Annotated in this window: 25 protein-coding genes; 6 read left to right on the top strand and 19 right to left on the bottom strand. The window is 45.8% G+C overall.

Annotated features, from left to right (window positions below; all coding sequences use genetic code 11):
• Nucleotides 1–580 precede the first annotated feature (580 nt).
• Nucleotides 581–1,441 (bottom strand): DUF1080 domain-containing protein, encoded by an 861-nt coding sequence (locus GJU87_RS10725; protein WP_153639516.1) that lies wholly within the window; start codon nucleotides 1,439–1,441, stop codon nucleotides 581–583.
• 464 nt (nucleotides 1,442–1,905) lie between these two features.
• Here GJU87_RS10725 and GJU87_RS10720 point away from each other — a divergent pair, with 464 nt between their 5' ends.
• Together GJU87_RS10720 and GJU87_RS10715 are read left to right on the top strand one after the other, a co-directional pair.
• A complete protein-coding gene (locus tag GJU87_RS10720; protein ID WP_106542540.1) occupies nucleotides 1,906–2,673 on the top strand; it encodes a threonine/serine exporter ThrE family protein in 768 nt (255 codons plus the stop codon).
• 3 nt (nucleotides 2,674–2,676) lie between these two features.
• Nucleotides 2,677–3,165 carry a threonine/serine exporter family protein gene (locus GJU87_RS10715; protein WP_153639515.1) on the top strand — a complete coding sequence of 163 codons (489 nt, stop codon included), beginning with the start codon at nucleotides 2,677–2,679 and terminating at the stop codon, nucleotides 3,163–3,165.
• A 27-nt stretch (nucleotides 3,166–3,192) separates the two neighbouring features.
• Here GJU87_RS10715 and pip read toward each other — a convergent pair whose 3' ends face one another.
• From pip to GJU87_RS10695, 4 genes are all read right to left on the bottom strand, one after another.
• A complete protein-coding gene (gene pip, locus GJU87_RS10710) occupies nucleotides 3,193–4,128 on the bottom strand; it encodes a prolyl aminopeptidase (protein ID WP_153639514.1) in 936 nt (311 codons plus the stop codon).
• A gap of 128 nt (nucleotides 4,129–4,256) precedes the next feature.
• The gene (locus tag GJU87_RS10705; protein WP_153639513.1) at nucleotides 4,257–4,514 is read right to left on the bottom strand and encodes a hypothetical protein; all 258 of its coding nucleotides are present in this window, start codon (nucleotides 4,512–4,514) and stop codon (nucleotides 4,257–4,259) included.
• A 138-nt stretch (nucleotides 4,515–4,652) separates the two neighbouring features.
• Nucleotides 4,653–5,183 (bottom strand): hypothetical protein, encoded by a 531-nt coding sequence (locus GJU87_RS10700; protein WP_153639512.1) that lies wholly within the window; start codon nucleotides 5,181–5,183, stop codon nucleotides 4,653–4,655.
• Between the two features lie 1,083 nt (nucleotides 5,184–6,266).
• Complete coding sequence (locus GJU87_RS10695; protein WP_106542546.1) at nucleotides 6,267–7,502, bottom strand: ammonium transporter; 1,236 nt, start codon at nucleotides 7,500–7,502, stop codon at nucleotides 6,267–6,269.
• A 483-nt stretch (nucleotides 7,503–7,985) separates the two neighbouring features.
• Here GJU87_RS10695 and GJU87_RS10690 point away from each other — a divergent pair, with 483 nt between their 5' ends.
• Nucleotides 7,986–9,311, top strand: a complete 1,326-nt coding sequence (locus GJU87_RS10690) for an ammonium transporter (RefSeq protein ID WP_153639511.1) — start codon at nucleotides 7,986–7,988, stop codon at nucleotides 9,309–9,311.
• Nucleotides 9,312–9,366: 55 nt separating this feature from the next.
• On the opposite strand, the gene GJU87_RS10685 is transcribed toward GJU87_RS10690, so the two are convergent.
• The 9 genes from GJU87_RS10685 to GJU87_RS10645 form a co-directional block, all read right to left on the bottom strand.
• Nucleotides 9,367–9,849: an SRPBCC family protein gene (locus tag GJU87_RS10685; protein WP_153639510.1), complete on the bottom strand. Its 483-nt coding sequence runs from the start codon at nucleotides 9,847–9,849 to the stop codon at nucleotides 9,367–9,369.
• 108 nt (nucleotides 9,850–9,957) lie between these two features.
• Nucleotides 9,958–10,770, bottom strand: a complete 813-nt coding sequence (locus GJU87_RS10680; RefSeq protein WP_153639509.1) for an MBL fold metallo-hydrolase — start codon at nucleotides 10,768–10,770, stop codon at nucleotides 9,958–9,960.
• A gap of 147 nt (nucleotides 10,771–10,917) precedes the next feature.
• On the bottom strand, nucleotides 10,918–11,565 hold the full coding sequence (locus GJU87_RS10675) for a Crp/Fnr family transcriptional regulator (protein WP_228491955.1): 648 nt from the start codon (nucleotides 11,563–11,565) through the stop codon (nucleotides 10,918–10,920).
• 25 nt (nucleotides 11,566–11,590) lie between these two features.
• Nucleotides 11,591–12,838, bottom strand: a complete 1,248-nt coding sequence (locus tag GJU87_RS10670; RefSeq protein WP_153639508.1) for an MFS transporter — start codon at nucleotides 12,836–12,838, stop codon at nucleotides 11,591–11,593.
• Between the two features lie 173 nt (nucleotides 12,839–13,011).
• On the bottom strand, nucleotides 13,012–14,082 hold the full coding sequence (locus GJU87_RS10665) for an alanine racemase (protein ID WP_153639507.1): 1,071 nt from the start codon (nucleotides 14,080–14,082) through the stop codon (nucleotides 13,012–13,014).
• Nucleotides 14,083–14,084: 2 nt separating this feature from the next.
• The gene (locus GJU87_RS10660) at nucleotides 14,085–14,534 is read right to left on the bottom strand and encodes an N-acetyltransferase (protein WP_153639506.1); all 450 of its coding nucleotides are present in this window, start codon (nucleotides 14,532–14,534) and stop codon (nucleotides 14,085–14,087) included.
• A 488-nt stretch (nucleotides 14,535–15,022) separates the two neighbouring features.
• Nucleotides 15,023–16,840: a TrkH family potassium uptake protein gene (locus GJU87_RS10655; RefSeq protein ID WP_153639505.1), complete on the bottom strand. Its 1,818-nt coding sequence runs from the start codon at nucleotides 16,838–16,840 to the stop codon at nucleotides 15,023–15,025.
• Between the two features lie 41 nt (nucleotides 16,841–16,881).
• On the bottom strand, nucleotides 16,882–17,580 hold the full coding sequence (locus GJU87_RS10650; protein ID WP_153639504.1) for a TrkA family potassium uptake protein: 699 nt from the start codon (nucleotides 17,578–17,580) through the stop codon (nucleotides 16,882–16,884).
• Between the two features lie 87 nt (nucleotides 17,581–17,667).
• Nucleotides 17,668–18,504: a S1 RNA-binding domain-containing protein gene (locus tag GJU87_RS10645; RefSeq protein WP_153639503.1), complete on the bottom strand. Its 837-nt coding sequence runs from the start codon at nucleotides 18,502–18,504 to the stop codon at nucleotides 17,668–17,670.
• 372 nt (nucleotides 18,505–18,876) lie between these two features.
• Between GJU87_RS10645 and GJU87_RS10640 the strand changes: the two genes are divergently transcribed.
• On the top strand, nucleotides 18,877–19,515 hold the full coding sequence (locus GJU87_RS10640; RefSeq protein ID WP_153639502.1) for a hypothetical protein: 639 nt from the start codon (nucleotides 18,877–18,879) through the stop codon (nucleotides 19,513–19,515).
• A 108-nt stretch (nucleotides 19,516–19,623) separates the two neighbouring features.
• Here the strand turns inward: GJU87_RS10640 and GJU87_RS10635 are convergent, their stop codons facing one another.
• The 5 genes from GJU87_RS10635 to GJU87_RS10615 form a co-directional block, all read right to left on the bottom strand.
• Nucleotides 19,624–20,091 (bottom strand): heme-binding domain-containing protein, encoded by a 468-nt coding sequence (locus GJU87_RS10635; RefSeq protein WP_153639501.1) that lies wholly within the window; start codon nucleotides 20,089–20,091, stop codon nucleotides 19,624–19,626.
• Between the two features lie 92 nt (nucleotides 20,092–20,183).
• Entirely contained in the window at nucleotides 20,184–21,482 is a 1,299-nt protein-coding gene (locus GJU87_RS10630; RefSeq protein ID WP_153639500.1) for an SLC13 family permease, read from the bottom strand.
• An 11-nt stretch (nucleotides 21,483–21,493) separates the two neighbouring features.
• Nucleotides 21,494–21,946 (bottom strand): HPP family protein, encoded by a 453-nt coding sequence (locus tag GJU87_RS10625; RefSeq protein ID WP_153639499.1) that lies wholly within the window; start codon nucleotides 21,944–21,946, stop codon nucleotides 21,494–21,496.
• Nucleotides 21,943–22,890: a 1-phosphofructokinase family hexose kinase gene (locus tag GJU87_RS10620; RefSeq protein WP_153639498.1), complete on the bottom strand. Its 948-nt coding sequence runs from the start codon at nucleotides 22,888–22,890 to the stop codon at nucleotides 21,943–21,945. Before GJU87_RS10620 ends, GJU87_RS10625 begins: the two co-directional genes overlap by 4 nt.
• Nucleotides 22,891–23,029: 139 nt before the next feature.
• Nucleotides 23,030–24,772: a GNAT family N-acetyltransferase gene (locus GJU87_RS10615; RefSeq protein ID WP_153639497.1), complete on the bottom strand. Its 1,743-nt coding sequence runs from the start codon at nucleotides 24,770–24,772 to the stop codon at nucleotides 23,030–23,032.
• A 298-nt stretch (nucleotides 24,773–25,070) separates the two neighbouring features.
• Between GJU87_RS10615 and GJU87_RS10610 the strand changes: the two genes are divergently transcribed.
• Nucleotides 25,071–25,520, top strand: coding sequence for a DUF2231 domain-containing protein (locus GJU87_RS10610; RefSeq protein WP_153639496.1), 450 nt, complete (start codon nucleotides 25,071–25,073; stop codon nucleotides 25,518–25,520).
• 30 nt (nucleotides 25,521–25,550) lie between these two features.
• Nucleotides 25,551–26,225, top strand: coding sequence for a response regulator transcription factor (locus GJU87_RS10605; protein WP_106542562.1), 675 nt, complete (start codon nucleotides 25,551–25,553; stop codon nucleotides 26,223–26,225).
• The last annotated feature ends 16 nt before the right edge of the window (nucleotides 26,226–26,241 follow it).

The following is a 26,241-nucleotide window of genomic DNA, read 5'->3' as shown; positions in this document are numbered from 1 at the left end:
ACTCCAGACATTAGACCTTAGCCGATGTAGAATGGTCTTTCGATTCTTCATTACTCATTTCTCATTGATTTCAAGGTTTCAGGTTGCGCCAATGCTGTAGGGCCACGATATATCGTGGCCGCGCTGTATCCAATATTCAGGTTTGCACTTTACAGCTATTACGTCCGTCAGCCTGAAGGGATGAAATTGCGTAGCCCGGGGTAAGGAAACGAAGTTTTCGCCACCCCGGGTTCAGTTTGTGTGAGCGGTAAGAGGCGCACGTTCCTGTCATCATTGAAAAAGAAACGTTGTTGCGCCGCACGGGGAGATCTATTTCAGGTTTCCGGTTGTGCTGTTTCCAGGTTGCAATGGTTTATATGTAGGCTAAGAATGTCATCCCTATGGTGTTAACCATCTTGCCAAAGCTATATCATCCCCGCGGTCAGGACATGTCCTGACCCTACATTCTTAGACTGTATCGGAGGGATGACATCCTTTTCCTACTCCCGAACCTTCTGATAAGTAAAAAAATCCGTTGCCAGCCATTTCAGACAAACAACGGATTTTGTTGTATCCGGTAAACCGGAAGAATGATATCAGTTTACTTCTGGTTCAGTAATGCTTTGGGAAGATGTGTAATCGGCGTGATTCTCATATCGCGAACAAAAACTTCGGCACCTTCCGATTGAATTTGAATTTTGCCTTTGGTCGCGGGGACTTCTTTCCCGTCGACTATCTGCCGGTTATGGAAAAGCACCATGTTTTTGTGTCCGTTTACCACGTGAATGCTGGTATCGCCAACCGTATACAAGTCGATGGAAGTCCATTTTCCCGGTAGGCTCTCCCAGTTTTTATCACGCTGACAGCGCCAGAGGTCTCCACCAAATGTTACCAGCGGAGCTCCCACTTTGTAAGTGTAGAAACGGTTCTCGTTATTCGGCAAAGCCGGAATATCCGTATAAGCTGCGCCAACCGGATAAAAGTCGCCGCAATCCCGTTCCTGGATTTGACACTCCAGCGAGCGCATCCAGGTGCTGGAGCCCACGCCAAACGGACCGCCGGAATGATAGAGCAAACCACAGTCGCGCGGCGCTTCTGTTCTGGGCGCCCATTTTTTCTCACCCCATTTAAACTGGAGGTGGAAATGGTAATTTTCGTATTCTTTTTGCGAAGCAATGCATCCGAATATCTGTCCCGAAATTCGGATGGCCGGGGCACCATCTTTTTCCACTACCGTGAAAACGCCCAACGGGTCGTTATTCACTCCAAAAACAATCGAATCGGGAAATGGGTCGCCGTAATTCAGCCCGAGCTTTTGCAACGTATCGTAAGGTGCCGTCAGATAGGTATCCCATCCCGAAAGGTCTTTCCCGTTAAACATGCTGGTAAATTGCGGTTGTTTCTCCTGTTGGCAGGAAACAAGCAGAATCAGGAATCCGAAAAGGAAGCTTAGCTTTTTCATGTGTTTCGAGTTTAGTCAGATAAACAAAAGTATAAAAATAACCGATGCGTTATTGCGAGGCCGATAAAGGAAGCCGTGGCAATCTGGTCCTGGTGTATGGGAGGACATTCAATGAGGAGCTTCTTCGTGTCCATTGTGTAAAACTTAGTGTCCTCTGTGGTAGAAATTCTAACCACAATGTGCACAAAGGAAGCACAATATTCACAAAGATTTTCCACTGATAGGCACGGTTAAAAGATAATGGATGAATCCCGACTTTCGTAGGGACAGGCGACGATAAGCTTCGATTTAATTTCTGCATCTCTTCCATTTCCCTCACTCTCACTTTCTCATATTGCGGGTTTCATGTTCGCGCCTTTTCCGGAGCAGGAGGAAAAATCAACATATCGTTAAAAATGGCGATTAGCTCCCGAGTTCCGGCAGGAATGGCCTAATTTTGTAGTCGGATATCGATTCCTGATAATATGGAGAAAGTAAGTACGCGAACCAAAGAACTAGCTTCTACACTGTTGGAAATAGGTGCTTTATTGATGAGCTCCGGTGCCAGTACGGGGCGTATTCGGGTGACCATTTCCCGGATTGCCGAAGCATTGGGCTACAACTCCGAATTGCTGGTAACGCACCGCGCCCTGATGCTTACGTTGGTGGAGGAGGAGTCGCAATACTTCTTCAGTAGCTTGAAGCGAACTTCGCCACACGGCGTCAATTTTAAAGTGGTTTCCGGTATTAGTCGAATGAGCTGGCGGGTCGTGGAAGAAGGATGGGATATTCCGAAAATCAACGAAGAGATAGAACGGCTGCGAAGTTTACCGCATTATCCCCGGTTAGTCATTTTATTGCTGGTTAGTCTGGCCGGCGCTTCTTTCTGCCGTTTATTCGGCGGCGAAGCGACCGAAATGGGCGTTGCTTTTGTGGCCACCTTTGCCGGGTTATTTGTCAGGCAGGAGAGTGCGAAGCGTTCCTTCAACGGTTACATGTGCGTTTTCTTCGCCTCCCTCACTGCATCCTTGATTTCCGGTGCCTCCGTGAAGTGGGGACTGGGCGGTAATCCCGAGTTGGCTTTTGCTACCTCGGTGCTGTTTCTGATTCCGGGTGTACCGTTAATCAATTCATTCACCGATTTAATCGACGGAAACATTATGAACGGCTTGGTGCGTGGGGCCAACGGAATGATTATCTCTTTTGCCATTGCATTGGGCATGTTGGGAGCCATGATAATTTATAATATTTAGGCGATGACGGAACTGTATCACTTTCTGGAGATGGGCGTGTGGCTGGGATTTGCAGCCATCGGGTTTGCCGTGCTGTTCAACGTGCCGCAGCGTGCTTTGCCGGTTATCTGGCTGGTTGGAGCGCTGGGCGGAATCACCAAGCTGGTCATACTGCACTTCGGCGGCAACATCATTCTGGCTTCTCTGGCCGGAGCCACGCTGGTCGGTTTTCTGAGTATTCCCGCGGCCCACAGCAAACATGCACCGCCGTTGGTTTTTTCCATTCCTGCGGTCATTCCCATGGTTCCCGGTGCTTTTGCCTATCGAATGATGCTGGGCCTGATCCGGCTGGCCGGCGACACGCACGCCGACAGCTACAGCGACATTCTGAATTCAGCCGTCAGTAACGGACTGAAGACCTTGTTCATTTTGCTGTCGCTGGCGGCCGGTGTTGCCATTCCCATGTTGGTTACCCGGAAAGAGTCAGCCAAGAAGATGAAGATCATTAAATAGTCTTCATCTTAAGCCAGATGTACCCGGTTATTTGTTCCCGGTTGTTATTCTTTCCAGTTCACTAATCAAAGCATTTTTATTCTCCTCATCGGTCGAAGAGTGGCCTGCAATCGTCATATGCAACTCTGAATTCTTCAATTTGGAATGCAACCTGAATGCCTGAGCCGGAGGACAAATAAAATCATACCTTCCCTGTACGATGGATGTTTTGATATGGGCGATTTTATCGATGTTGTTCATGATGAAATCTTCCGGCAAAAAGCAATCGTTCTTAATGTAATGGGCTTCCAATATCGCCATCGATTTGAATGAGAAAGATTTTAATGATTCGGCCGGATCAGCAATTTTGTTGATTGTATAAAACGACATTTCATAGTAGGCCCATTCATATGCATATTTTTCGCTGAGTTCCTCGTCATCCGACAGCATTTGAGTCAAATAGTAACTGACTGGATTTTCTCCATCGGGCACCAGTTTGGCAAATCGTTCCCACACATCCGGAAAGAAGTGCTTGATTCCGCCGTTCATATAGTGGTCAAGTCCGTATCGATTGGCCAGCCAGATGCCCCGAAGGATTAAGCCCTTCACGCGTGCAGGCGAATGGATGGCATACACTAGTGCGAGTGTGCTTCCCCACGAACCTCCAAAAACATAGACACTTTCAAAACCTAAATGGTCCAGTATTTTATTGATGTCGTCAATGAGGTCCTGCGTCGTGTTGTTCTCGATAGAGCCAAATGGTTTGCTTTTGGATGAGCCCCGTTGGTCGAAGAAAATCACATTGTACCTTTCTTCGTCGAAGAACTGTTTGTCTTTGTCCGAAAAGCCTGCTCCGGGCCCGCCGTGCAGGAACAACACCGGAATTCCCTTTGGATTTCCGTACAATTCGAAATAGAGTGAGTGATGTTCAGAAACGTCGATGTACCCTTTCTTGTAAGGTTGATTATTACTTTCTGCTGTCATAATGTATGATTATATCTTTCGAATTTGCTTAAATGATTTTTAGCGAAAAGTTTATGAATGTCTGTAGCAGCCCCGCTACCGCTTTAATAGATTTAAAGACGCTTGTTGATATAAATTAGGATTGATTGCTATTCAAATATAGAGTCGTAAATGCTTTTTACTTGTTTTTGTATGTGCAATGGAATGTCATATTTTTTGTCGAAGAAATATAAATTATTAACACTATTTATTATTTCATCTAATGGTTTTGGGTCTTTTCCCCAAGCATTTTTAATTTGCTTTAAATCTTTATTTTTGTTTACTAGTTCTTCCTTTACTCTTTTTATGAATAAATCGTATTTTTTATTGCCTTCTTCCTGTTCTGGTGTTAAGAATTTCTCAAGCATAATTTATAAAGTTTAAGGTGTAATACTTCTTAGTCGTAACGAGTTGAATAAGTATAAATCTATCGATGATATTCCAGTGACTTCTATTTTTTATCTCGGTAGGCATAAAGTTTAATTGATTTGGGATATTATCGAACACTAATTCCTACTTTGGAGGTATGCCAAAAGCGAGAGCAGCCTAGTCTTGATTTTTTCTATAGTAGGGACGAAAACTTCTTGACTAAAAATAAGTTTTTCGTGATTATCTGTGTTTCCTCTAATCTTTATAAACACCTCTTTAATTCCTTTGTGTGTTCTTGAATAGAATCTAATTTGTTCTTCTTTAAACAAAATCCTGGCTTCATCGCTCGTGTCAATTCTTGAATGAGCCATTAAGTTTCTAATTTTTATTAAATAAATTAAGTCTTTATTTATAGACGTATCTTTTAAACATGGTTCAAATGCCTTGTTTTTATTTAATGCGTTGAAAAAATCTATTTTTAACTCAAATGTTGTTTTGTCTGCGAATAAATATCTTTGAATTGGGTCACGCGTTTTGTCATTTGAAATTAACTCTGTCAGTATTTCAGAAATTAATAATTCTATTGTCACGGCAGAGTCAATTATTTGATATCTAAACCTATTTCCCAAATCGTACAATATTGTTAAGTCGCGGTCTATATCTTCCATATCAATTTAGTTTAGTACACAGTTGTCTAACTTATGTCCTACTCCAACTGTGGTATAACGTAGTTGTATGTGCAGTATGTGTATTTTCCTTTTGGCGAAGATATCTGTTGCTTTTATCCATCTCATTTTTCCCAATGAAATTAGGTTTTTATTATCATAAATCAAAAGTAGTGGCGTGGAGGTACGTCCACGTCCTCGGCGGCCATGTTTTGAGCTTTGGAGGTTCATCCACAGCTTCGGCGGTAATGTTTTGGTGTTTGGAGGTACGTCCATTGCTTCGGCGGCAATGTTTTGAGTTTTAGAGGTACGTCCACGGCTCTGGCGGAGGTGTTTTGCGGTTTTGAAATACGTCCATTGCTCCGGCGGCAAGTAAACGGTTCGTGAACTTTTGATCATGCCCTCTCTGCCGAGTTGGACGGCCCGTGGGCAAATGATCACGGCTTCGCTGAGAGTTGGACTGCTCATGGGCAAACGATCACGGCTTCGCTGAGAGTTGGACGGCTCGTGGACAAATGATCATGGCTTCGCTGAGAGTTGGATGGCTCATGGGCAAACGATCACGGCTTCGCTGAGAGTTGGACGGCTCGTGGGCAAACGATCACGTCTTCGCTGAGAGTTGGACGGCTCGTGGGCAAACGATCACGGCTTCGCTGAGAGTTGGACGGCTCGTGGGCAAATGATCACGGCTTCGCTGGGAGTTGGACGGCTCATGGGCAAACGATCATTGCTTCCCTGAGAGTTGGACGAGTCACGCACAGTTGTGAAAGTCTTCTCTGAGGCTTGGACGAGGCATGCACAATTGTGAAAGTCTTCCCTAATGGTTTGGACGAGTCACGCACAATTGTGAAAGGCTTCCCTGAGGTTTGGACGAGTCACGCACAATTGTGAAAGGCTTCCCTGAGGCTTGGACGAGGCATGCACAATTGTGAAAGTCTTCCCTAATGGATTGGACGAGTCACACACAATTGTGAAAGGCTTCCCTAATGACTTGGGCGAGGCACGCACATTTGTGCAAAGAAAACCCCCGACCAGAGTTTGCAGACTCCAGTCAAGGGTTTTCGAACTGTTTTTTGTTCAATAATATTATTGCCGGCGGGCCACTTCGCCGTGGAAAACCAGGTCGAGGCCTTGCAGCTCATCAGCTAGTTTCACTTTCACCGGTACCAGTACATTAATGGTTTTCAGCATAGCCAGGGTGAAGACAAATCCCCAGGCAGACGCCAGGATGATAGCCGTTAGTTGTTTCAGGAAGAATACCGGGCTTCCACCGTTCAGGATGCCCTGGGCTCCATGCGGATTGACCGCCAGGCTGCCGAAGAATCCGAGCAGCAGCGTTCCCAACACACCGCCAACGCCGTGAACGCCCCACACATCGAGTGCATCGTCCCAGCCTTTGTATTCTACAAATTTCACCGCCAGGTAACACACAACACCGGCCAGCAATCCGAAAAACAGCGCGGAATCGAGCGAAACATAACCGGCCGCCGGCGTAATGGTGGCCAGTCCCGCTACCGCCCCGGTCATCAGGCCAATAAAAGTCGGCTTCTTCTTTCCGGTAGTCCACTCAATAATCAGCCAGGTAACGGCCGAAGCGGAAGCAGCGATATCGGTATTCAGGAATGCCTGCGCGGTAATGGCATCCACGTTCAGTTCGCTTCCGGCGTTAAAGCCGTACCAGCCAAACCATAGTAACGCTGTCCCGATGGCCACCAGTGGAATGTTATTCGGCCCGTCGCCCTGTTCCGCTCGTTTGCCCACAAATAGCACCGAGGCCAGTGCGGCAAATCCGGCGGTAGCGTGTACCGTAATTCCCCCGGCAAAGTCGAGCACGCCCCATTGAGCGAGGATGCCTCCGCCCCAAATCATGTGCACGAAGGGGTAGTAGACAAAAATCTGCCAGAAGATGAGAAAGATAATGTATGATTTAAAGGTCACCCGGTTGATGAATGCGCCGGTAATCAAGGCCGGCGTGATAATAGCAAACATCATTTGGTAGGCAATGAAAATGAATTCCGGGAAATTGCGGTCGGCCGAGTGCGGCGTATAAGCCGTTATGCCGTGCAAAAATGCTTTGTCGAAATTACCGATGATTCCGGAGAAGTCGGTTCCGTGTGCCAGGTCTCCGCTAAAGCACATGGTATAACCAATGGAAATCCACAAAAGCGAAGTGATGCCCAGCGAGACAAAGCTCTGCATCATGATATTCAAAATGTTCTTTTTACAACTCAGGCCTCCATAAAAAAAGGCAAGGCCCGGAGTCATGAGCATCACCAGACTGGTGGCAATGATCATAAATGCCGTTAAACCCTTATCAAACATGGTTCAAAATCTATAAAGTGTTACCTAAATTAGTGTGTCGACTGTAAAAATATAAGTAAAATGGATTTAATCCATGAAAAACAGGGGGTGTTAATGAAAAAATAACTTTCAAATTGAAAGTATACCCTATTGTGAGGGAGGGGTATTTCCGAAATATGTGATATGATTTAGTAGGTATAAGTCTGCATATATCAATGATTAAAGAGAAGATTCTGTTTTGTTGTAAAATGGAATATGGGTATAATAAATGAGGGGTTTAATTTAAAAATAGTAAAAATAATTTGTGCATACATTCTTTGAGGATGGGGTGTTGTGAAGATATTTAAAAATGAAATTTGGTATCAATGTTATCAGAATGTAAAAAAAAATCCTTTTAGAGTTTCAAATTGATATAAAATTGGGTTATTAATATAATGAAGTGTATTTTTGTGGCTGAAAATCGATTAATTGTAAGATTTAAGATCTAAAAAAGAAAAATTTGTCATGAGACACAAGAACAAATGGCTTCGTACCTTTATCGTTTTAATCATTATCTCCATCCTGGGTATATTCTTCCCAACCACCAGTTTCGGCGATGGGGGAGATGCCATTGTCACCGGTGATGTAGCCTGGATGTTGACATCAACAGCACTGGTTCTGCTCATGACTCCGGGCCTTGCCTTCTTTTACGGAGGGATGGTCGATCCACGCAACATTATTTCCACTATCCTTCAGAGTTTTATGGCTATGGGGCTCATCAGCATTATTTGGATTGTGGTTGGTTTTAGCCTCGCGTTTGGTGACAGCATTGGCGGACAGGGAACCGGCTTGATAGGTAACCCGATGACATACTTCATGTTTAACAATGTGGGAGCAGCTCCGAATCCGGATTTGGGACCAACCATTCCATTCGCGCTGTTCGCCATCTTTCAATTGAAATTTGCCATCATCACTCCGGCCCTGATTACCGGTTCGTTCGCCGGACGGGTTCGCTTCCGGGCTTACATGCTTTTCATTAGCTTGTTTACGATATTTATATACGCGCCGTTGGCTCACTGGACATGGGACCCGAACGGTATACTTCATAATTGGGGCGTTCTGGATTTTGCCGGCGGGACAGTCGTTCATATGTCCGCAGGATTTGCCGCACTGGCAGGTGCCATGTTCCTCGGAAAGCGAAATGATATTGAAGGCCCGGAAAGACGTGCCAATATTCCGTTTGTAATGCTCGGAGCAGGAATGCTCTGGTTTGGCTGGTTTGGTTTTAACGCTGGTTCAGCATTGGCAGCATCTTCAACGGCAGTACTTGCGTTAGTGAATACCAATACGGCGTCGGCAGCAGCCATGCTGGCGTGGATTATGCTTGACGGAGCCCGCGGTCATAAACCTTCGGGTTTGGGAGCGGCTATTGGCCTCGTGGTTGGTTTAGTGGCTATTACGCCTGCTGCCGGCTATGTCGGCATTGGTGCCTCCATTTTTATTGGTGTCGCCGCGGCGGTGGTCAGCAACTATGCTATTACCCTGCGCAGCCGCACAGCCCTCGATGATACGCTGGACGTATTTCCGGCTCACGGAATGGGCGGTATCGTGGGAATGATTTTAACCGGGGTATTTGCCCGGGGTGTCGGATTGATTAACGGTGAAACCAAAACATTTCTGTATCACTTGCTGGCCTTGGTCGTGGTGAGTGTCTTTACTTTCGGAGGTTCTTACCTTCTGTACTGGATTACCGATAAGATTGTCCCGCTTCGCGTATCGAAGGAAGCGGAGAAAGTTGGACTGGATATTAGTCAACACAACGAATCATACGGTTTTTTATATATGGATTAAACTGTTACCCCAACCCTTTACACGTATGGGTCATCCCGAAAGGGATGGCCTTTTTTTATGACTTGAAGATTTCTTCGATTTTCATTTTCCGGTATACAAATATCTCCCGCAGCTTTTGTTTGACAAAGATGTTGTGCACCAATTTTCCCAGCACGCCAAGAGGCAGCCGGTAAGTTACGCGGTCGGTCATTTCAACCCGTCCGTTCAGGTCCTTAAAATGATGTTCGTGGTGCCACATGCGGTAGGGGCCTTTTCGTTGCTCATCGACAAAGAACTTCTTTTCCGAAACATGCGTAATCTCAGTGACCCAATTGGTCTTGATTTTACCAACCGGATGAAGTTTGTATGAGATAATTTGTCCATGGTAGGCTGTAGCCGATGGAGCCGGCGATGTGATGACAAATCCCATTTCCGGCGGCGTAATTAGCCGAAGGTTGGCAGGTGACGAGAAGAATTCCCAGGCTTCATCAATGCCGGTTTCGATAATCTGGCGTGCTACCAGCGTGTATATTCCGGAGTGCGAGTGGAATGTTATCATGTTTTGCAGTTCTAAGTGCTATATTCGTTTTTCTTACAGTTTCTCAAACGGATAGGAATGAAAAGTGTTTAATAAACATTGAAAATAGATAAACAAAAAGTCTACACTTTAATTTGGGCGGACTATTTTCAGGTATCTTTCCAGGGATGCATCGAATAGGGCGCGACCGTCTTTCATAATGTTCCGCTTATACCAGGCGCCGAAAATCCGTTCGAAAGGAATGCCTTCCATCCTGTTCTTGATAATCTGGATGTCCTTTGCTGAAAGGGGAATGTGGTTGGGATAGCTATACATAAAAGACAATGTTTTCATATCCGGCTCCACATTGATAATGTCACCGGTAAAGAGCGAGTAAACGTCCTTTTCCCGATCGTACTGATGCAAAACCGTAGCTCCCGGAAAGTGGCCTCCGGGATTGATGAGTTGAATGTTTTCCCACAACTCCAGTGAATCACCTTCCCAAAAAACGATGTTCTCCGATTTTTGGAACACGAAGTCTGCATCCTTCTTGTGCAGGTAAATGGGGGCGTTGTTGAATGCGCGGCTCCAATCCGCCATGGTTGAGTAGTAGTGCGGATGGCTGATGGCAATCGAGTCGACGCCGCCCAGATGATTGAGCAATTCGACCGTGGTTTCGTCGATGAGCGAAATGCAGTCCCAGAGAATGTTGCCTTGCTCAGTTTGAATGAAAATAGCTCGCTGCCCAATCGCAAAGCCAGGTGTTGTTTGCAGGGTGTAGATTCCTTTTTCAACTTTCTGTAGTTGGTTGGCGTGGTATTTTTGCACGTTTTCGAGTGTGGTCCACTTCTGTCCGTCCCACGGAACAAACTGACGGTCGTCAGAACAGATAGGACAAATTTCGGGAGGTTGTTTTGTAGCTTCAAATTGAACGCCACAGGCCTGGCACATATAATTTGTCATTCGATCAGGTTTTTATTTAAACTAAATCAAAATTACAGAACTTGACGGGAATGACAGTAAGATTGAACGGATATAATATCTCCAAACGGGAAAAGGTTGAGAAAGTGGGAAAGATTAACTTCGGGAAAACCGCATGAAAACCGGGTTTTATTTCACCATTCCGGCGTAGTCGATTTTATTCCGCGAAAGCGTGATGACGCCGTCTTTCTCCAGCTTTTTTAGGAGACGGGAAACGACTTCACGGGAGGTGTTCAGCGAAAAGGCGATATCCTGGTGCGTGCCGGTATATAAGGTGCTTCCGGTCGACCGGAAACGATCGGCAAAGAATTTCTCCAGGCGTTCGTCCATTTTCATGAAAGCAATGCTGTCGATGGTTTCCAGCAGTTCGTCAAAGCGTTTGCGATAAGCGTACATCACGTACTCTTTCCAGCTTTGGTAGGTGTTCATCCACTGGTCGAGCAGAGGAGTGGGAATGCGGAGTAAAATGGTGGGAGCTTCGGCCACGGCGCGGACATTACTCTGTGTATGTCCCATGCAGCAGGTAAGCGACATGGCACATGCCTCACCCGGATGCAGGTAATAAAGCAACAGTTCGCGCCCCTGATCATCGAGGCGGGAAATGCGGACCAGTCCTTCCAGAACCAGCGGAACCGACTTAATATACTGACCTTCGCGAATAATCTCTTCACCATCTTCCAGCTCTTGCAAAATGCCTTTTTCGGCAATAGCATAGCGTAAGGAAAGCTCAAAAAACGGAAACCGCTTTTCCAGTAAATTCAAATCGATATTCATCATTCAAGGTGTCAGTTACGCCACAAATTTAAGCTTTCGTGCGGGATTTCCGAATGAAAAATATCGGGGTCAGTACCATCAGTAGCAGCGAGACTGCCATCAATCCATTAGCCAATCCAAACTTGTCGGCCAGAAACCCCAAAAGTGCGGTGAAAACAGCTCCGAACAAGGTTTCCAACTGAGAGGCGGCAGATAGAGCTGTCGCTAAAATATCTTTCTCCAGCAGGTCGGCGGTACAGCCCATCCCGATTGGCTTACGCAGATTTTCCACCAGGTAAACAGCAATGAAAAACAGAATCGCAATTGCCGGAATGTGGAAACGGTAAAACAGTCCGGAGAGCAAACCCGCACCGGCGCCAATGAAGATGGAAAGAGTCAGGGCCATTTGCAGCGAACGGAACCGAAGCGAAAATTTGCCGGAATGACGGGCTGCCAGGCTTGATAATCGATAGATAATGTAGTAAATGACGCCCACCAAAACCGCGCTTCTGGTCTCGTTCGGCTGGAATGTGAGAATGGGAAGAGCCAACGCCAGGCTTTTGATGACCGGCTGCAGGAAATCCTTCAAAGCCTTGTAGTAGCCTGAATAGATGGAACTGTTGGCAATCGTCTTCAGCATCAACGGATTTTTGAAGGAATACCAGAAATCGGAAAGTACCTCTTTGAAATTCGTTCCTATATTGGAAAAGCGAATATTCATGGTTTTTCCGTCGAGTGCCTTTGGGTAACTGGAAATGAGGATGAGGTCGAGCAGGTAGGGGATGATGGAAAAGAGGAAAATCATCCGGTAGTTTTGGGTCAGAATAACCAGGCCTGCTGCCAGAAGTGCGGAGAGTGCGGAACCACGTTGCGACCAGCTCCGGGTGTAACCGTAATAAGTCACTTTTTCCGATTCCCAGCCTTTCATTTTCAGGTACTCGAAAATCATCGCCTTGTGTGTTCCGGTCCGGAAGGCTTCTCCCAAAGCGAAAATGGCCATGGCGACAACAAAGCCCGGCATCTTCCCGGAAAGGTAAAATACGACAAAGGACAGCATGTAAAAAACGAAAGAGGTGCTCATTGTCCGGCGACGGCCCAATGCATCGGAAACGATGCCGGCCGGTATTTCGAGCACGTTCTGGAGAATCATCCGAAGACTGTAGAGTAAACCAACCTGCAGGTAGGAGAGGTCGGCACCCAGCAGGAAGAGCACCATGAAAGGTTCGAAGAAGCGAAGATTCTTCAGAAATCCGTAGGCGCAAAACTTTTTAAACTGCCTATCTTTCTCGAAGGCCATGTGGGTCGTGTGTTTTGCGAAATTTCGGAAAAATCGGGCGAAAAACTACTACCTGTTTGGTAAGCAATTATTAACTGTATTGGAAAACTTCCCGGTAGGAAATGAAAACGGAGGCGAAGTTTCCAGTAGTTGAAAAACAAAGCCTCCGTTCACGCGGCAGGGCAAGCAGATACCTACCGTTTCACTTTATCAATATACCTCGAGTTCAGTACCCTGAGGGCACCCATGTAATCGAGTTTGAATTCCAACAAGTCACCTGTTTTGTAGTTGTCTTCGTTGTTGCCGAGGTCGATAACAATCATATCGGAGCTGGCGCCCACGAAGTTCAGCTTCGGATTGACCGGTTCGATATGTGTTTCTTCCACGTCCAGCAAGCCCAAATCGATGATGGCCCGGTACGAGGTTTCGCCCAGTTTCTCTTCATCAATTTCGTAGGCTTTGCCTTCCACGTTAACGCCGAATTCACCCATGGGAACCACCGGTTTTTCAATCAGCTCGATAATTTCAGCGTAAAGCTGGAAAACATCGGTGTGCATGTCTTTGTATTGCTGATTGGTATAGGGTTCTGTTCCCAAAAACAGGGTTTCGCCTACGCGGAAATGGTTGATGGCCTCGGGCAGCAATCCCTGGTCGATGAGCGGTATGGTCACCGATGAACCTCCCGAAACATACGGAATCATTTTGTTGAATTTTGCCTCGATGAGTTGCTCATACAGGCTGAGCTGAATGAGTTTGTCATGGTTGGGCAATACTCCGTACAGGCAGGTTAGGTTGGTGCCGATCCCCACTACTTCGATGTTGGGCAGCTCGAAGATTTTAGCGTAAAAATCGATAAACTCTTCACGAAGAACGCCTTCACGCAATTCGCCCAGCTCGATCATGATAATGACTTTGTGGGTTTTCTTTTGCTTTTGCGCCTCCTTCGAGAGCAGTTTAATGGTTTCGAACTCCGTATTCATGCTGATGTCGGCGTATTCGACGATGCTTTTGATTGCCCTTTTTGCCGGCGGTTTGATGTATACGGTTTCCATTTCTGGAGCAATGGATTTGATGGTCTTGAGGTTCGATACCCGGGAGTCGCAAACTTGCTTTACGCCGAGATTGATGACCTCTTCCAGGTATGATTTATGGCCACAGAGGACCTTGGAAACCACAGCCCACTCAATGTTATGCTCCTTGAAGAGTGTGTCGAGATATTGGTAGTTTTCTTTTAATTTATCAGTGTTCAGAGCCAGGAAAGCCATTGTTATTTACCGTTTCGTTTATAACGCATTTCAAGGTATTTGTTGGTAAAACCAAATTTCTCATACAGGAATTTGGCCGGGTTGTCTGGCTCAACGTGTAATGCGATATCCCCTTCGGCTTCATCGATAGCTTTTTGCATGAGGGCCTTACCAATTCCCTGACCTCTCATTTCGTTGTGAGTAGCGATGTAAACGAGGATATTTTCGGGGATGTAATCTTTCATGCCGGTCCGGTTAACAAGTACGACTCCGGAGATTTGATCCTTATTGCTGGATACGATGGTAAAACCACCAAATGATTCTCCCTCGTTCATTGAGTAATCCAATGCTTTCTGGATATCTGGCTTCGGGTCACCGTACTTTTCGAGATGGGTGAAGAGGAAGTCAATGATTGCTTCTTTCTGTTTCGGACTAGGTTTGTGATCTGAATTGAAAATTTCAGTGTCAATCATACAATTTGTTTTTGTTAAACATAGTTCGTTGAAACACAACGGATCATTGTCGGGATGTTGACAGTAAGTTGTTTATGTTTTCAACTGTGTCCGGGCTGATATGCTGCAGACGACGAATAACGCGGGAAATATGAACAGAATGATTGAAAGCGGGGATTGAGTTTGTCGGTATTCAAAACGCATAAAAGGAGTACTCCCGAACGCACTCTGTTTGGTATGAGGTGATTGAACAGAGCTATGAAAAGCATTCGTAGGCTTCTTTTATGATATGTAGTGTTGCGGTCTCGAATAAAAACGGTATTTCTGTCATCATTCCGGCCGTTCCCGGTAAATAAATCTACCACAGAATATCCGGTTGGACATTTATTTCACAAAGATAATCAAATGCTGGGTAAATGCCGAATTTATGACATTTGACAGTTTTAAAGAATTCGGACTACAAAGGTAATGAGGTTGCTAAAACGCTTTGTCCTAGTGGAACAACTGTCTTAACCAATCATCACGTTTGTACGGCCATACCGGTAGCGGGTGTAAATAGCTTTTTTGCTGAGAGCGAGTGCCAGTGTCAACGGTCCGACACGGCCAACCAGCATGGAAATGATGATGATAATTTTCCCGCCAACTGACAGTCCGGCGGTAATTCCCGTAGAAAGTCCCACGGTGGCAAAGGCCGATATCTCTTCAAACAGTAGCCGGACAAAATCGGTTTTTGGTTCGAAGATGCTAAGTAAAAAAGTTGAGAGGAAAATCAGCGCGATGGAAAAAAGCACCAGCGAGTATGCTTTGTTAATGTTGTCGAACGAGATGGTCCGTTTGAAAAATTCCACATTCTTTTTCCCCCGCAGCGTGTCGATGGCCGACTTGATAAGCACAGCAAAAGTGGTGGTTTTAATACCGCCTCCGGTCGAGCCGGGGGAGGCGCCCACATACATCAGGAACATGAAAATGGTTAGCATGGGCAAACCAATTTGTCCGAAGTCTACCGTGTTAAAGCCGGCGGTACGTGCCGTTACCGATTGAAAGAAGGACGTGATGAGCGCGTGCCCTAACGACTGTCCTTTCAGCAAGGTGTCTTTTTCAAAAAAGTAAAAGATAACGGTTCCGGCCAGCAACAGAATTCCGCTCACCCATAAAACCAGGCGGGTATTGACCTGCAAAGCCGGATGCGGCGCATTTTTTTTCTTCCGGAAGGAAAATTTCTTTTGAATATCCTGCAAAGCAATAAATCCCAAACCTCCGGTAATTACCAGTATGGCGACCACGATTTGCAGTCCGTAGGCATTTCGCACACCCTGCTCATAGAGGTTGTCGGTGAAGAGCGAGAAACCGGCATTATTAAAGGAGGAGATGGCGTGAAAAACCGACGAAAAAACACGGTCGCGACCGGAACCAAATTGATAATGATTCCCCCAAAGGAAATAGATGAGCACACTTCCGGTAATTTCCATGAAAGCACTCAGGAAGACAACCTGCCGGAGAATAGACCGCGTATCCGAAAACTTGTCGGTACTAAGAAAGTCCTTGATGAGTGACTGGTAGCGCACACCGGTAGAACGCAGGTAGAAGGTCGTGAAAAATGTGGCGAACGAGATGATGTTGATTCCGCCCAGCTGGATGAGTAACATAATGATCATCTGTCCCTTGAAGGTGAAATAGGTGGCTGTATCGACGACAATCAATCCGGTAACACAACTGGCACTGGCCGAGGTAAAAAGCGCATCGACAAAATGGATGTGGTGATGTACGGTCATTTCCGGCATCATCAGTAAGCCGGTGCCTATGAGAATCAGAATGAAAAAGGAGAGAATCAGCAGTGCTGCCGGTCCCAAATCCAGCTTCGCAATTATCGGGCTGGCCTGGCCGATCTCAATGGAGACGATAATGAGAAAGTACAGTTGGACGAACAGCAATAAATAGGGCAGGATATAAGATAAGTAGTATGTTTCGCTGAAATTCTTCAGGATTTGGTGCCCAAAGATTAGATAAAGTAAGCCGAAAAAAATGAGGCCGAAGATGATGATACTTTCCATTCGGTTTTCCCGGATATACTCTTTGGTGTGTTGTGCCAGCAGCAAATACAGCAGGTATTTGAAAATGTAAAAGTAGAAGCTGAACCGAATGATGCTGAGTGCCACCAAAGCCGTGTCGCTACTTTGCGGAAAGCCGTAGTAGTAGACGATGCTGCCTACCGCTGCCAGCGAAACCAATATCCGGGCCACCGGCATAATATGGTTAATCACACCCCGGATGTTGTACCGGAACGTGTTGATGTTTTCAAGTTGTTGTTTCGAAAAAAAGGGCTTCATGCACGATTGGTTCTGATGACGGCTTGCACCGGATAGCCTTATTATTCATTGATTTCCAAAAAGCGTTCAATATCGACCTGCTTGCCGAAGATGAGCATAAAATCGTCTTCTCCTATCTCGGTAGAAGAGTTGGGAATATCGATGTGTTCTTCGAGAATCACCCGGCCGTTTTTAATCACCTCCAGCTCTTTGGTAATGGTTATTAAACTCAGGTTATACCGGTCGCGAAGGGCCAGGTCGCCAACGGTCCGGCCAATGGCTACTTCCGGCGGCTTTAGTTCGGCGATACGGTAATCGTCGGGTAATTCGAGGTAGGAGACAATGCTCGGGTTCAGCAGCTTCTCAGTGACAATGGTGGCCACCTCGCTTTCGGGAATGAGCACTTCGCGGATACCGATTTTTTCGAGGATGGTTTTTTGTACCGTACCGGTAGCCCGTGCAATAATACGCTTGGTTTCCAGCTCCAGCAGGGTAACCGCACACAGTGTTAACTGCTCGAAGTTGTTACCAATCGCTATCACAACCGCATCATAATCACTGATGTTCTGAGAAGCGAGTGCTTTGGGGTCGGTGGCGTCGAGGGCAACGGCATAAGCTACTTCCTCAGCTATATCGTCGATGATTTGTTCATCGGTATCGATCGCTAGCACTTCGGCTCCACGCTGAGTCAGTTTTCGCACGATCGCCCGTCCGAACTGTCCCATTCCAATAACTGCAAATTTACTGGTAGAATTTGCCATGGCTGTTCTTTTTTAGATAATGAATATTAACGATAATCGCCGGAACAGCCAAAGGGACGCCGTTAAAATATCCTTTTCTCTGTTATTTTACTGTCGATTCAGGCGGATTCCGTCAGACTCAATGGTGATAATTCGCTTTTTATACAGCATTCCAACAGCCTTCTTATAGTTTTTCTTGCTTTCGCCGAAGAAAGAATAGATTTTTTCCGGTGAGCTTTTATCGGTGACAGCGAGAAAGCCGCCTTGCTCTTTAAGCATCTCCAATATTTTATCCGAAAGGTCCATGGCGCTTTCGATGCCTGGTTTTTGCAGACTGACGTCAATTTTTTCGTCGTCGCGCACCTGCTTGATGTAACCGGTAAGCCGTTCGCCCTGTTTCAGGGTACGGAACACTTCATTTTGGTAGAGCATTCCCCAGTGCATGTTGTTCACAATGGCCTTGTAGCCCATGTCAGTTTTGCTGTGAATGATGAGGGCTACTTCCTGTCCTGGTTGATATTCAGGCGGAACATTATCGAGGTATTTGTCCAGTTTCGCGGTAGCAACCATCCGTCGGCTTTCGTCGTCTGCATACACATAAACGAGGTACCATTGTCCTTCCTGCATCTTATTTTTCTGTTCGCTGAACGGAACCAGCAAATCTTTCGGCAATCCCCAGTCGAGGAATGCGCCGACCTGGTTCACCGAAACAACTTTCAGCAAGGCAAAGTCACCGGCTTCAGCCAACGGTTCATCCGTCGTGGCGATGATGCGGTCTTCCGAGTCGAGATAGATAAATACTTCGAGGAAGTCACCTATTTTGCAACCTTCCGGCATGTACCGTTTGGGAAGTAAAATGTCGCCCAGTTCCTGTCCGTCGAGGTAAGCGCCAAAATCAACGAGGCGAAGTACCTCCAGCGCCTGAAATGTTCCGAGTTTGTTCATAGTAATCGTTTATGCTGCGGCAAAGGTAGGGTTTAATTTGCTTGGAGAGCACATGAACACGCCGAATCGACCGTTTCGGTCAACGGATCGTTATTCGACAGGAGATAATACACAGCAAATGAGGTGTGTCGGTTAGGTTAAAATTATAAAAGTAGTGTGTTTAGAAGTTATCGTGTTATTATTGTTCAATGCGCAACAGGTCAGGTGATTAAGTTATTCTCTTTTTCTGAAATTTACATCTTTTATAGAAGGAAAGTTGTTTTTTGTTAATCATCAGAGAGTTACAGAACTTTACCTGAGGGAGTTAGGTTTCATGGTAATCAATACGGAATTCACAGAAGGTTTTTATAGAACTCAGTAAAAATGATTACCATGAAAAAGTTATTAGTCATCTCATTTTTGTTGATCCCGGCTTTGGGATTTGGACAAACACAACAGCTTCCTGCATCAGTCGTCAGTTCATTTATCAAGATTTTTCCGGGTGGAACAATTACATCCTGGACCGGAAATGATAAGTATAATTATTTGTCCGACTGGACAAGTGATGCGTATTTCGGAGACTTCAATTTCGATGGTTTCCCCGATGAGTACTATGGCGACGGCGAGTTATACGACGGCATAGGCGATGCTCCGTACTACTATAATGATGATCTGGATTACAACTATTACGTGCCCGATGATTACCAGGTGATTGTTCACACGCCTCCTACTCAATATCAGCTAAACTTTCGGTTTAAAGGGCTAAAAATGACCGGCATCTTTAAACCTGATGGTTCCTTTGTTATTGCCAAAGGGCGCGTTTCTGTTCTACCGGAAGTCGTTGTTAATACCATTAAAAACACATTCAAAGGTAAGGTCATCCGTCTGGCGCATGTGAAAGAGCTATTGATGACACCAAAATATCTTCCGTCGGACGCTGTTTACCGGGTGAAAGTTTATGTTCGGCATAATGGTTATGCGATTGTGAAAATTGATTCGGAAGGGAAAGTGATTTCCAATAATCACTATTAACAGTGATTGAAACGAAGAAACTATTTTGGGATATCAGCTAAGTTGTGAAAATGTGAAAGGCTGTCTGTTTTAACGGACAGCCTTTTTACTTGCAGTATAACAAATGTTTCAATTTCCCGGTTGGAGTGACCGGAAATAGTCGGCCAGCTGCGTTCTCTGAGCGTCTGTAAGCCTCGCCTTCGAGTGCATCCAGGTATACGAGGTGAGCGGCATGCCACCGGATTTAACTTCTGCAGCCATGCCCTCCAGTTTCAGGTTTGTTAATTTTTCCGGATAGTCGCCCCATTCCGAAAAATTGATGTGGGCACGAGCCTCATCGATGTGCGATTCCAGCAGCCAGGAAACCGGCGCGACATTTGCGTACCACGGAAACTGAGTTGCATTGGAATGACAGTCGTAACAGGCGTTTCGCATCATATCCGTGATTTCGGACGGAGGCTGATAGGTGTGAAGAAAGTCTTTCGAAGGAGATGTGGAAGGATTGCTCATATGAACCGGAATAAACTGGATTAGCACAAAAGCAATCAAGACGAGAAGGACAATTTTCCCTGTCAGGTTAAATTTGATTTTTTTCATAAATAAACGTTTGGTTGATTAGCGTTACTCAATTTATAAAATTACAACAATTCTGCTGTTTGTGCCAATTCAAGATATTCTCCGTCAGTTTATCAGAAATATCTTAGGTATAAATACAGCGAAGTAATAACGATAGAGACCAGCATCAATGGAAAACCAATTTTGAAGTACTCTTTGAATTTTATCGGGTAGGGAGTCTTTTGGGTAAAACCGGCTACAATGATGTTGGCCGCTGCACCGATTAAGGTTCCGTTTCCGCCCAAACATGCTCCCAATGACAACGCCCACCAAAGGGGTTCTATGCTCTGGCCCGAGTTGATGCTCATCTCTTTGATAACCGATATCATAGTGGCTGTGTACGGGATACTGTTGATAAATGTAGTCGACAGTGCCGACATCCACAGTACCAGCTGTGCGGCCGGTTCCACTTCACCATGAGTGACTTCCACCATCTTGTCGGCCAGGAAACTGATGATACCGGTTTTCTCCAGGCCGCCTATAATCACAAACAAGCCGATAAAGAAGAAGAGAGTTGGCCACTCTACTTCCTTCAAAATCTCCTCCGGGTCCTGTTTGGTCACCATCATCATGGTAAAGCCTCCGCCAATCGCGAGTGACGCCAGATCGATTTTGTGCAGATGATGTGTGACGAAAAGGGTGATGATGATGAGAAAGATAACCAGTGTGGTATAGAAAAACCGTTTATTCTGAATGGCCCTTTTTTCGTCGAAAGCCTGAATTTTTTCTTTATCAGCTACCAATCCGGCCAGCTTTTTATGGTAGATCAAACGAAGCAGAAAGAAAGTAATGACAGACACAACGACAACAACCGGCGCATTATTCTCGATAAAATCCATGAAATCGAGGTTGGTAGCTCCGCCGATCATAATGTTGGGTGGATCACCGATTAAGGTCGCCGCCCCGCCAATATTGGAAAAAAGAATTTCAGAAATCAGCATCGGCATGGGATTAATTTTCATGGTATCGGCTACCGCGAAGGTGAGCGGAACGACAATTAGCACGGTGGTGACATTATCGAGAAAAGCAGACAGTACAGCGGTAACAATCGACAGCACCACCAGTATTCGCCAGGGACTTCCACCTGTCAACTTGATGCTCTTGATGGCAATGTACTCGAAGAGTCCCGATTTTCGCATCACAGCCACTGTCATCATCATTCCGCTAAGTAATCCGACCGTTTCGAAATCAATTGCCTCGATGGCTTCTTCCTGGTTTACAATGTGAAATGCGACCAGCAGAAAGGCACCAACCATAGCCGCAATGGCGTTGGGAAGCGTTTCGGTTGTAATGAATACAAACGTGAAAATAAAGATAACCAGGGTGGTGATAATGTGGATGGTGTCAAGATGCCAACTCAGGAATTCCGTCATAGGTAACCTCCTTAGCTTAGTTTGTTTCCGTTGAGGGATACGGTTAGTATTTCTATTCGTGTAATCAGACCAATCAGCATTTTTCCTTCGAGAACCGGCAAAGCTGTTTTCTTCGAACGGAACAGCAGATCGGCTGCATACGACATGGAATCATTGGGTGTTACCGTCGGATAGCTCGAGTCGGTAAATTCGAAGGCTTTTTTATCCAGAATATCATGCAGATGTCCGATAATGTGGTCCAGGTCAGCCATGAAAGAAGTATTGTACATCGACTTCATGTATTGCGGAACCGATGCATTGAGGATATCCTGTTCGCTGATGCAACCAATGTATTCGCCGAGTTGGTTGACAACAGGAATGGCACAAACCCGGTGCCTTTTCATGGTAATGATGACCCGTCGCAGATCCGAGTTTTCGTTGACCGAGAGAATGTCTTTGTATGTGAAATCCTTTACCCTTTTCATGACACTTCCTCCACATCGATTCGTTCAAGATTGGCCTCAATTTGGTCGGTGTCGCGTATCTCCTTGTAAATTACCTCGATGTTCGTTAGTCCGGCTGCAGAGGCGTATCTGAGTACATCGGCTGTCGGAAGGTGCTGCCGGTAGGCATGAATAAATCCGGCCAGATAAGCATCGGCATAACCCAACATATTGACGATCTTTAAATCTCTTGGGCGCATGATATAGGATTGTTTCCGGGTAACCGCCACTACATTTTCAATCCGGTGTGTGAAGATGACAAACTCGGTATCTTTCTGGTAAGAGATAATTTCTCTACCTGCCTGCAGAAATGCGTCGATACCATCGAGTGGACGCCCCATGAACCGGTGATAGCTGCGCATGTCGGGATTAATGAGAAACGGACCGGAATTAATCAACGGATCGATGTATTTGGGGGCGGTGTGCAAAACGACTTTGATTCCGTGTCCCTGCGCCATGATAATCATCTGGCGGTACACATCTTCAATTACACCTTTGGGGAGCGAGCCGGCTAAAACTACCATATCCACGCGGTTAAGCAGTCGCTCGTAGCTCTCCAACAGAAACACAAGATCTTCTTCCGGAATTTCCTGTCCAAAGTCGTTAATTTCCGTCAGTGTTTCGTGTTGTAAATCCAGAATGGAAGTATTGGTCCGTGTGGAACCTTCGGTGAAAATGAAACTGGTGGTAACGCCGCTTTGTCGCAGCGAGTCGCAAAGCAAATGGCCCTCATGACCACCGGCGAAGCCCGTTGCAATGGTATCGTCTCCAAGTGCGCTCAGATTCAAAGCGATATTGACCCCTTTTCCGCCGGGAACTGTCATGCTCATTTCGCGGCTGTCGAGCCGGTGCAGCTTGTGGATTTCAAATCCGTTTAGGATCAGGATTTTGTCAATGGCCGGATTTAACGTGACAGTGAGTATCATGGTGCACCTCCCGGTTTTGGTTGGATGAGTGAGCAATCGTGCTTTATATAAATTTAAGGAAAATAATCGTCGGTTTTCGGTAACGTGGAGGATTTTAAGGAGTTATATAACATAGAAAAGAAAACGATGAAACAGTATGTTACTGCCCGAAAAAGCCTTTTTGCACTCCTTTGAAGAATTGACGGGCATTGGTACCCAGCCTTCGATTGTTATAACCTCCTTCCTGCATGAATAGTGTGGGGATTCTTAATTGGCCAATCAGTATACCGTTTTGTTCAAAATCAGATGCTGTTAGTTTCCAGGTGCCGGTTGGGTCATCTTTGGCCGTATCGAATCCGAGGGCGACAATGAGATATACCGGAGAAAATTTCCGGATAATTTCCAGCGTTTTCATCAGCGTCTGGCGGTATTTTTCCGTTGAAATCTCTTCGTCGAGCGGAAAATTGTAGTTGAAACCTTCTCCATGATGCTTCCCTTTTTCATTGACAAAACCACTAAAATACGGATAGGCAAATGACGGATGCCCATGGATAGAAATCGTTAATACGTCGCTGCTTTCGTAAAAGATTTGTTGTTGTCCGTTACCGTGATGGTAGTCGATATCGAGGATGGCTACTCTTCCCAGTTCACTGAGATAATGAGCTGCTATAGCACTGTTGTTGAAATAACAGAATCCGCCGAAAACATTGTGTTCAGCATGATGACCTGGTGGACGGGTGAGCACGTAAGCCAGTGAGCGGCCACTCAGTAACTCGTCGGCAGCAGTCAATGTACAGTTCACACCATGTCGGGCAGCAAGATATGCATTCTGATTCAACGGTGTAAAGGTATCGATGCAGTAATAACCGGCTCTGACAGTCAGATCTTTCGGAGGATGCGCTCCGTTTCGGATGGGAAAAACATAGGGGTAGACTGACTTTCCTGCGGGCAGATTCTTACATACTTTTCTGATGTAATTCATGTAACCGGCATCATGAACGTCGCGAATGATTTTCTCCGGATATGATGACGGTGTTCCTTTACTGAACCAACCGGTTGGTTCCAGAGACTTTCGGATAGTTTCAACTCTTACCGGGGATTCAACATAGCCTCGTTCGCGAATATGATGAATGCTGTGCCGGTCGTTGATGACCCAGAATATCTTCTTTCGTTCGCTCAGCGAGGTTCTGAAAACTCCGTTTTGCAACTTTTTTTGATACTGAAACGGGCGCAGCTGAGCCGGGTCGTCAATGATGCTTCCGACAACCATCCGGATATAATCTTCCGGACAATAATCGCCATACTTCCGTTCGAGTATGGCTCGTACAATTAATTTAAGTTTTTGGGCACCAATTTCATCGTGTGAACCGAGACCATCGAAAACAAGGAACGGAGCACAGGTATCTTCGGGTTTCACCGGCGTTTCATACCTGGTTCCGGTAATGGGACGGGCACCGTAGCGTTCATAAAAAGCAAGACGTTTGGCATTTTGTTTTCGGATTTCCTCATCGGGGCAATTGTCCGAATCATCAGGCAGACATTCCATGAACAATCCGTTTATATCCAGCGAGTCAGCCTCTTCACGGATGCGTTCATATAGCGCTCCGCCTACACCCGATGATGTTCTACCCGGGGAAACGGCCAGAAAATCGAGATAACAGAACGAAAGGTCAGGCATATAAAGCATCAAGGCACAGCCTTTTACCCGTCCATCGTGGTCATCAGCTATGAATAGCATGGTTTTGTACTGATATTTCAGGGGATTGATCAGTTGGTCAGGAATAGTTGCAACTTTTTCTTTTGCAATGTCCGGAAACTGACTCTGGATGATTGCTTGCACCTGCTTAATTTCATGCTCATTAACTGGCAGGTAAGGGTTCAGGATTTTCCTGATTCGGAACACGGCAAATGCATTTGATTAAATGTACGTAATAATCAGGTTCATTTGTATTCCTGCACGTTGTTTTTTCAACCGTCCAGTCTGGTTGCTAGAGATACTTTTATTTCAGCCGAAACAGAATTAAGGATATTTTAAGTTTTTTCAGAGAACTGCTTAAGTTCAGGCATTGTTAATTTGTCAAGAGTCTAGCGAGTTACAATACTCCCGACCTGTTGGAAAAGAAAAACAGAAGATCGTAACGGCGGGGCGATGATTGTTTCTGCAACTCATAAAAGTATAAATTCATTTAAAATTTGACGACATGATTGATATTTCGCACATCCACCCTATGCTCGTTCACTTTCCTATTGCCTTGTTAATTGCCGGTTTCTTTTCTGATATACTTGGTTTATTCGTGAAGAAGGAATTCTTTACCCGTGCCGGATTTTATTTATTAATTTTGGGAACGCTTGGAACCATTGCTGCGGTGATTACCGGACATATGGCGGGCGATGGCATCGAATCGGGTTCGCTGAAACAGGCTGTCGAGGTGCACGAAGATGCCGGAACGTTGACTTTATGGCTTGCCTTAATTACTTCGGCTTTCCGGATTGTTCTGGTTTGGTTGGAAAAATACCGGGGAATATTGAAGGCGGCTGCGCTGGTCTTGTTTTTAGCTACGGTTCTATCAGTTGCCCGTACCGGATATTATGGCGGAGAACTGGTTTACAAACATGCAGCCGGTGTTGAATTTAGTTTAGGAAACAATTAATTACTTATCTAACTACTAGTTCGAATCACTATGCGTATTTTAGTCATTGAAGATGAACCGGGGATTGCCAGGTTTTTGAAAGAGGGGCTCGAAGAGGAATCTTTCGCCGTTGATGTAGCAGAGGATGGAATCAAGGGGCAGGAGATGGCTATGGACAATGGTGAAGAGTATGATTTGTTGCTGGTCGACTGGATGTTGCCTGGGATGAGCGGAGTAGAGATTGTCCGGCAGATTCGCGAAGAAGGCCTGGAGATGCCGGTCATTTTCCTAACAGCGCGCGATACAGTACAGGATGCTGTATTCGCCCTGGAGATGGGAGCCAACGATTACATTCGAAAGCCGTTTTCGTTTGAGGAATTGTTGGCCCGGATTCGGGTTCAGCTACGTGAGCCTTCCGGCGAAACATCTCACCTTGGCGTGGGAAAACTGCAAATGGATTTGAACACTCATCAGGTTTTTCGGGGAGAAGAAGAGATTCAGTTAACGCAAAAAGAGTTTGCGCTGTTGGAATTTTTGCTTCGGAATAAAGGAAAAGCCTGTTCCCGTACCCGGATAATCGAGCATGTGTGGGATATTCATTTCGACTATGATACATCGGTAATTGACGTGTACATTAATTCCCTCCGGAAGAAAATCGACAAGAAAGATGAACCGGGATTTATCCGCACCATTCGCGGTGTGGGGTACATCATACAAGAGGATTAAAAACGACAAACACAAA

Origin of the sequence: Prolixibacter sp. NT017 (assembly GCF_009617875.1) — a bacterium.
Taxonomy (GTDB): domain Bacteria; phylum Bacteroidota; class Bacteroidia; order Bacteroidales; family Prolixibacteraceae; genus Prolixibacter.
Note: the sequence above shows the minus strand (reverse complement) of the source record. Positions and strands in the feature narration are given on the sequence as shown.

Excerpts from the sequence above, each read along its gene's own strand:
- GJU87_RS10725 (WP_153639516.1), bottom strand. The coding sequence starts at position 1,441 with ATGAAAAAGCTAAGCTTCCTTTTCGGATTCCTGATTCTGCTTGTTTCC.
- GJU87_RS10720 (WP_106542540.1), top strand. The coding sequence starts at position 1,906 with ATGGAGAAAGTAAGTACGCGAACCAAAGAACTAGCTTCTACACTGTTG.
- GJU87_RS10715 (WP_153639515.1), top strand. The coding sequence starts at position 2,677 with ATGACGGAACTGTATCACTTTCTGGAGATGGGCGTGTGGCTGGGATTT.
- pip (WP_153639514.1), bottom strand. The coding sequence starts at position 4,128 with ATGACAGCAGAAAGTAATAATCAACCTTACAAGAAAGGGTACATCGAC.
- GJU87_RS10705 (WP_153639513.1), bottom strand. The coding sequence starts at position 4,514 with ATGCTTGAGAAATTCTTAACACCAGAACAGGAAGAAGGCAATAAAAAA.
- GJU87_RS10700 (WP_153639512.1), bottom strand. The coding sequence starts at position 5,183 with ATGGAAGATATAGACCGCGACTTAACAATATTGTACGATTTGGGAAAT.
- GJU87_RS10695 (WP_106542546.1), bottom strand. The coding sequence starts at position 7,502 with ATGTTTGATAAGGGTTTAACGGCATTTATGATCATTGCCACCAGTCTG.
- GJU87_RS10690 (WP_153639511.1), top strand. The coding sequence starts at position 7,986 with ATGAGACACAAGAACAAATGGCTTCGTACCTTTATCGTTTTAATCATT.
- GJU87_RS10685 (WP_153639510.1), bottom strand. The coding sequence starts at position 9,849 with ATGATAACATTCCACTCGCACTCCGGAATATACACGCTGGTAGCACGC.
- GJU87_RS10680 (WP_153639509.1), bottom strand. The coding sequence starts at position 10,770 with ATGACAAATTATATGTGCCAGGCCTGTGGCGTTCAATTTGAAGCTACA.
- GJU87_RS10675 (WP_228491955.1), bottom strand. The coding sequence starts at position 11,565 with ATGATGAATATCGATTTGAATTTACTGGAAAAGCGGTTTCCGTTTTTT.
- GJU87_RS10670 (WP_153639508.1), bottom strand. The coding sequence starts at position 12,838 with ATGGCCTTCGAGAAAGATAGGCAGTTTAAAAAGTTTTGCGCCTACGGA.
- GJU87_RS10665 (WP_153639507.1), bottom strand. The coding sequence starts at position 14,082 with ATGGCTTTCCTGGCTCTGAACACTGATAAATTAAAAGAAAACTACCAA.
- GJU87_RS10660 (WP_153639506.1), bottom strand. The coding sequence starts at position 14,534 with ATGATTGACACTGAAATTTTCAATTCAGATCACAAACCTAGTCCGAAA.
- GJU87_RS10655 (WP_153639505.1), bottom strand. The coding sequence starts at position 16,840 with ATGAAGCCCTTTTTTTCGAAACAACAACTTGAAAACATCAACACGTTC.
- GJU87_RS10650 (WP_153639504.1), bottom strand. The coding sequence starts at position 17,580 with ATGGCAAATTCTACCAGTAAATTTGCAGTTATTGGAATGGGACAGTTC.
- GJU87_RS10645 (WP_153639503.1), bottom strand. The coding sequence starts at position 18,504 with ATGAACAAACTCGGAACATTTCAGGCGCTGGAGGTACTTCGCCTCGTT.
- GJU87_RS10640 (WP_153639502.1), top strand. The coding sequence starts at position 18,877 with ATGAAAAAGTTATTAGTCATCTCATTTTTGTTGATCCCGGCTTTGGGA.
- GJU87_RS10635 (WP_153639501.1), bottom strand. The coding sequence starts at position 20,091 with ATGAAAAAAATCAAATTTAACCTGACAGGGAAAATTGTCCTTCTCGTC.
- GJU87_RS10630 (WP_153639500.1), bottom strand. The coding sequence starts at position 21,482 with ATGACGGAATTCCTGAGTTGGCATCTTGACACCATCCACATTATCACC.
- GJU87_RS10625 (WP_153639499.1), bottom strand. The coding sequence starts at position 21,946 with ATGAAAAGGGTAAAGGATTTCACATACAAAGACATTCTCTCGGTCAAC.
- GJU87_RS10620 (WP_153639498.1), bottom strand. The coding sequence starts at position 22,890 with ATGATACTCACTGTCACGTTAAATCCGGCCATTGACAAAATCCTGATC.
- GJU87_RS10610 (WP_153639496.1), top strand. The coding sequence starts at position 25,071 with ATGATTGATATTTCGCACATCCACCCTATGCTCGTTCACTTTCCTATT.
- GJU87_RS10605 (WP_106542562.1), top strand. The coding sequence starts at position 25,551 with ATGCGTATTTTAGTCATTGAAGATGAACCGGGGATTGCCAGGTTTTTG.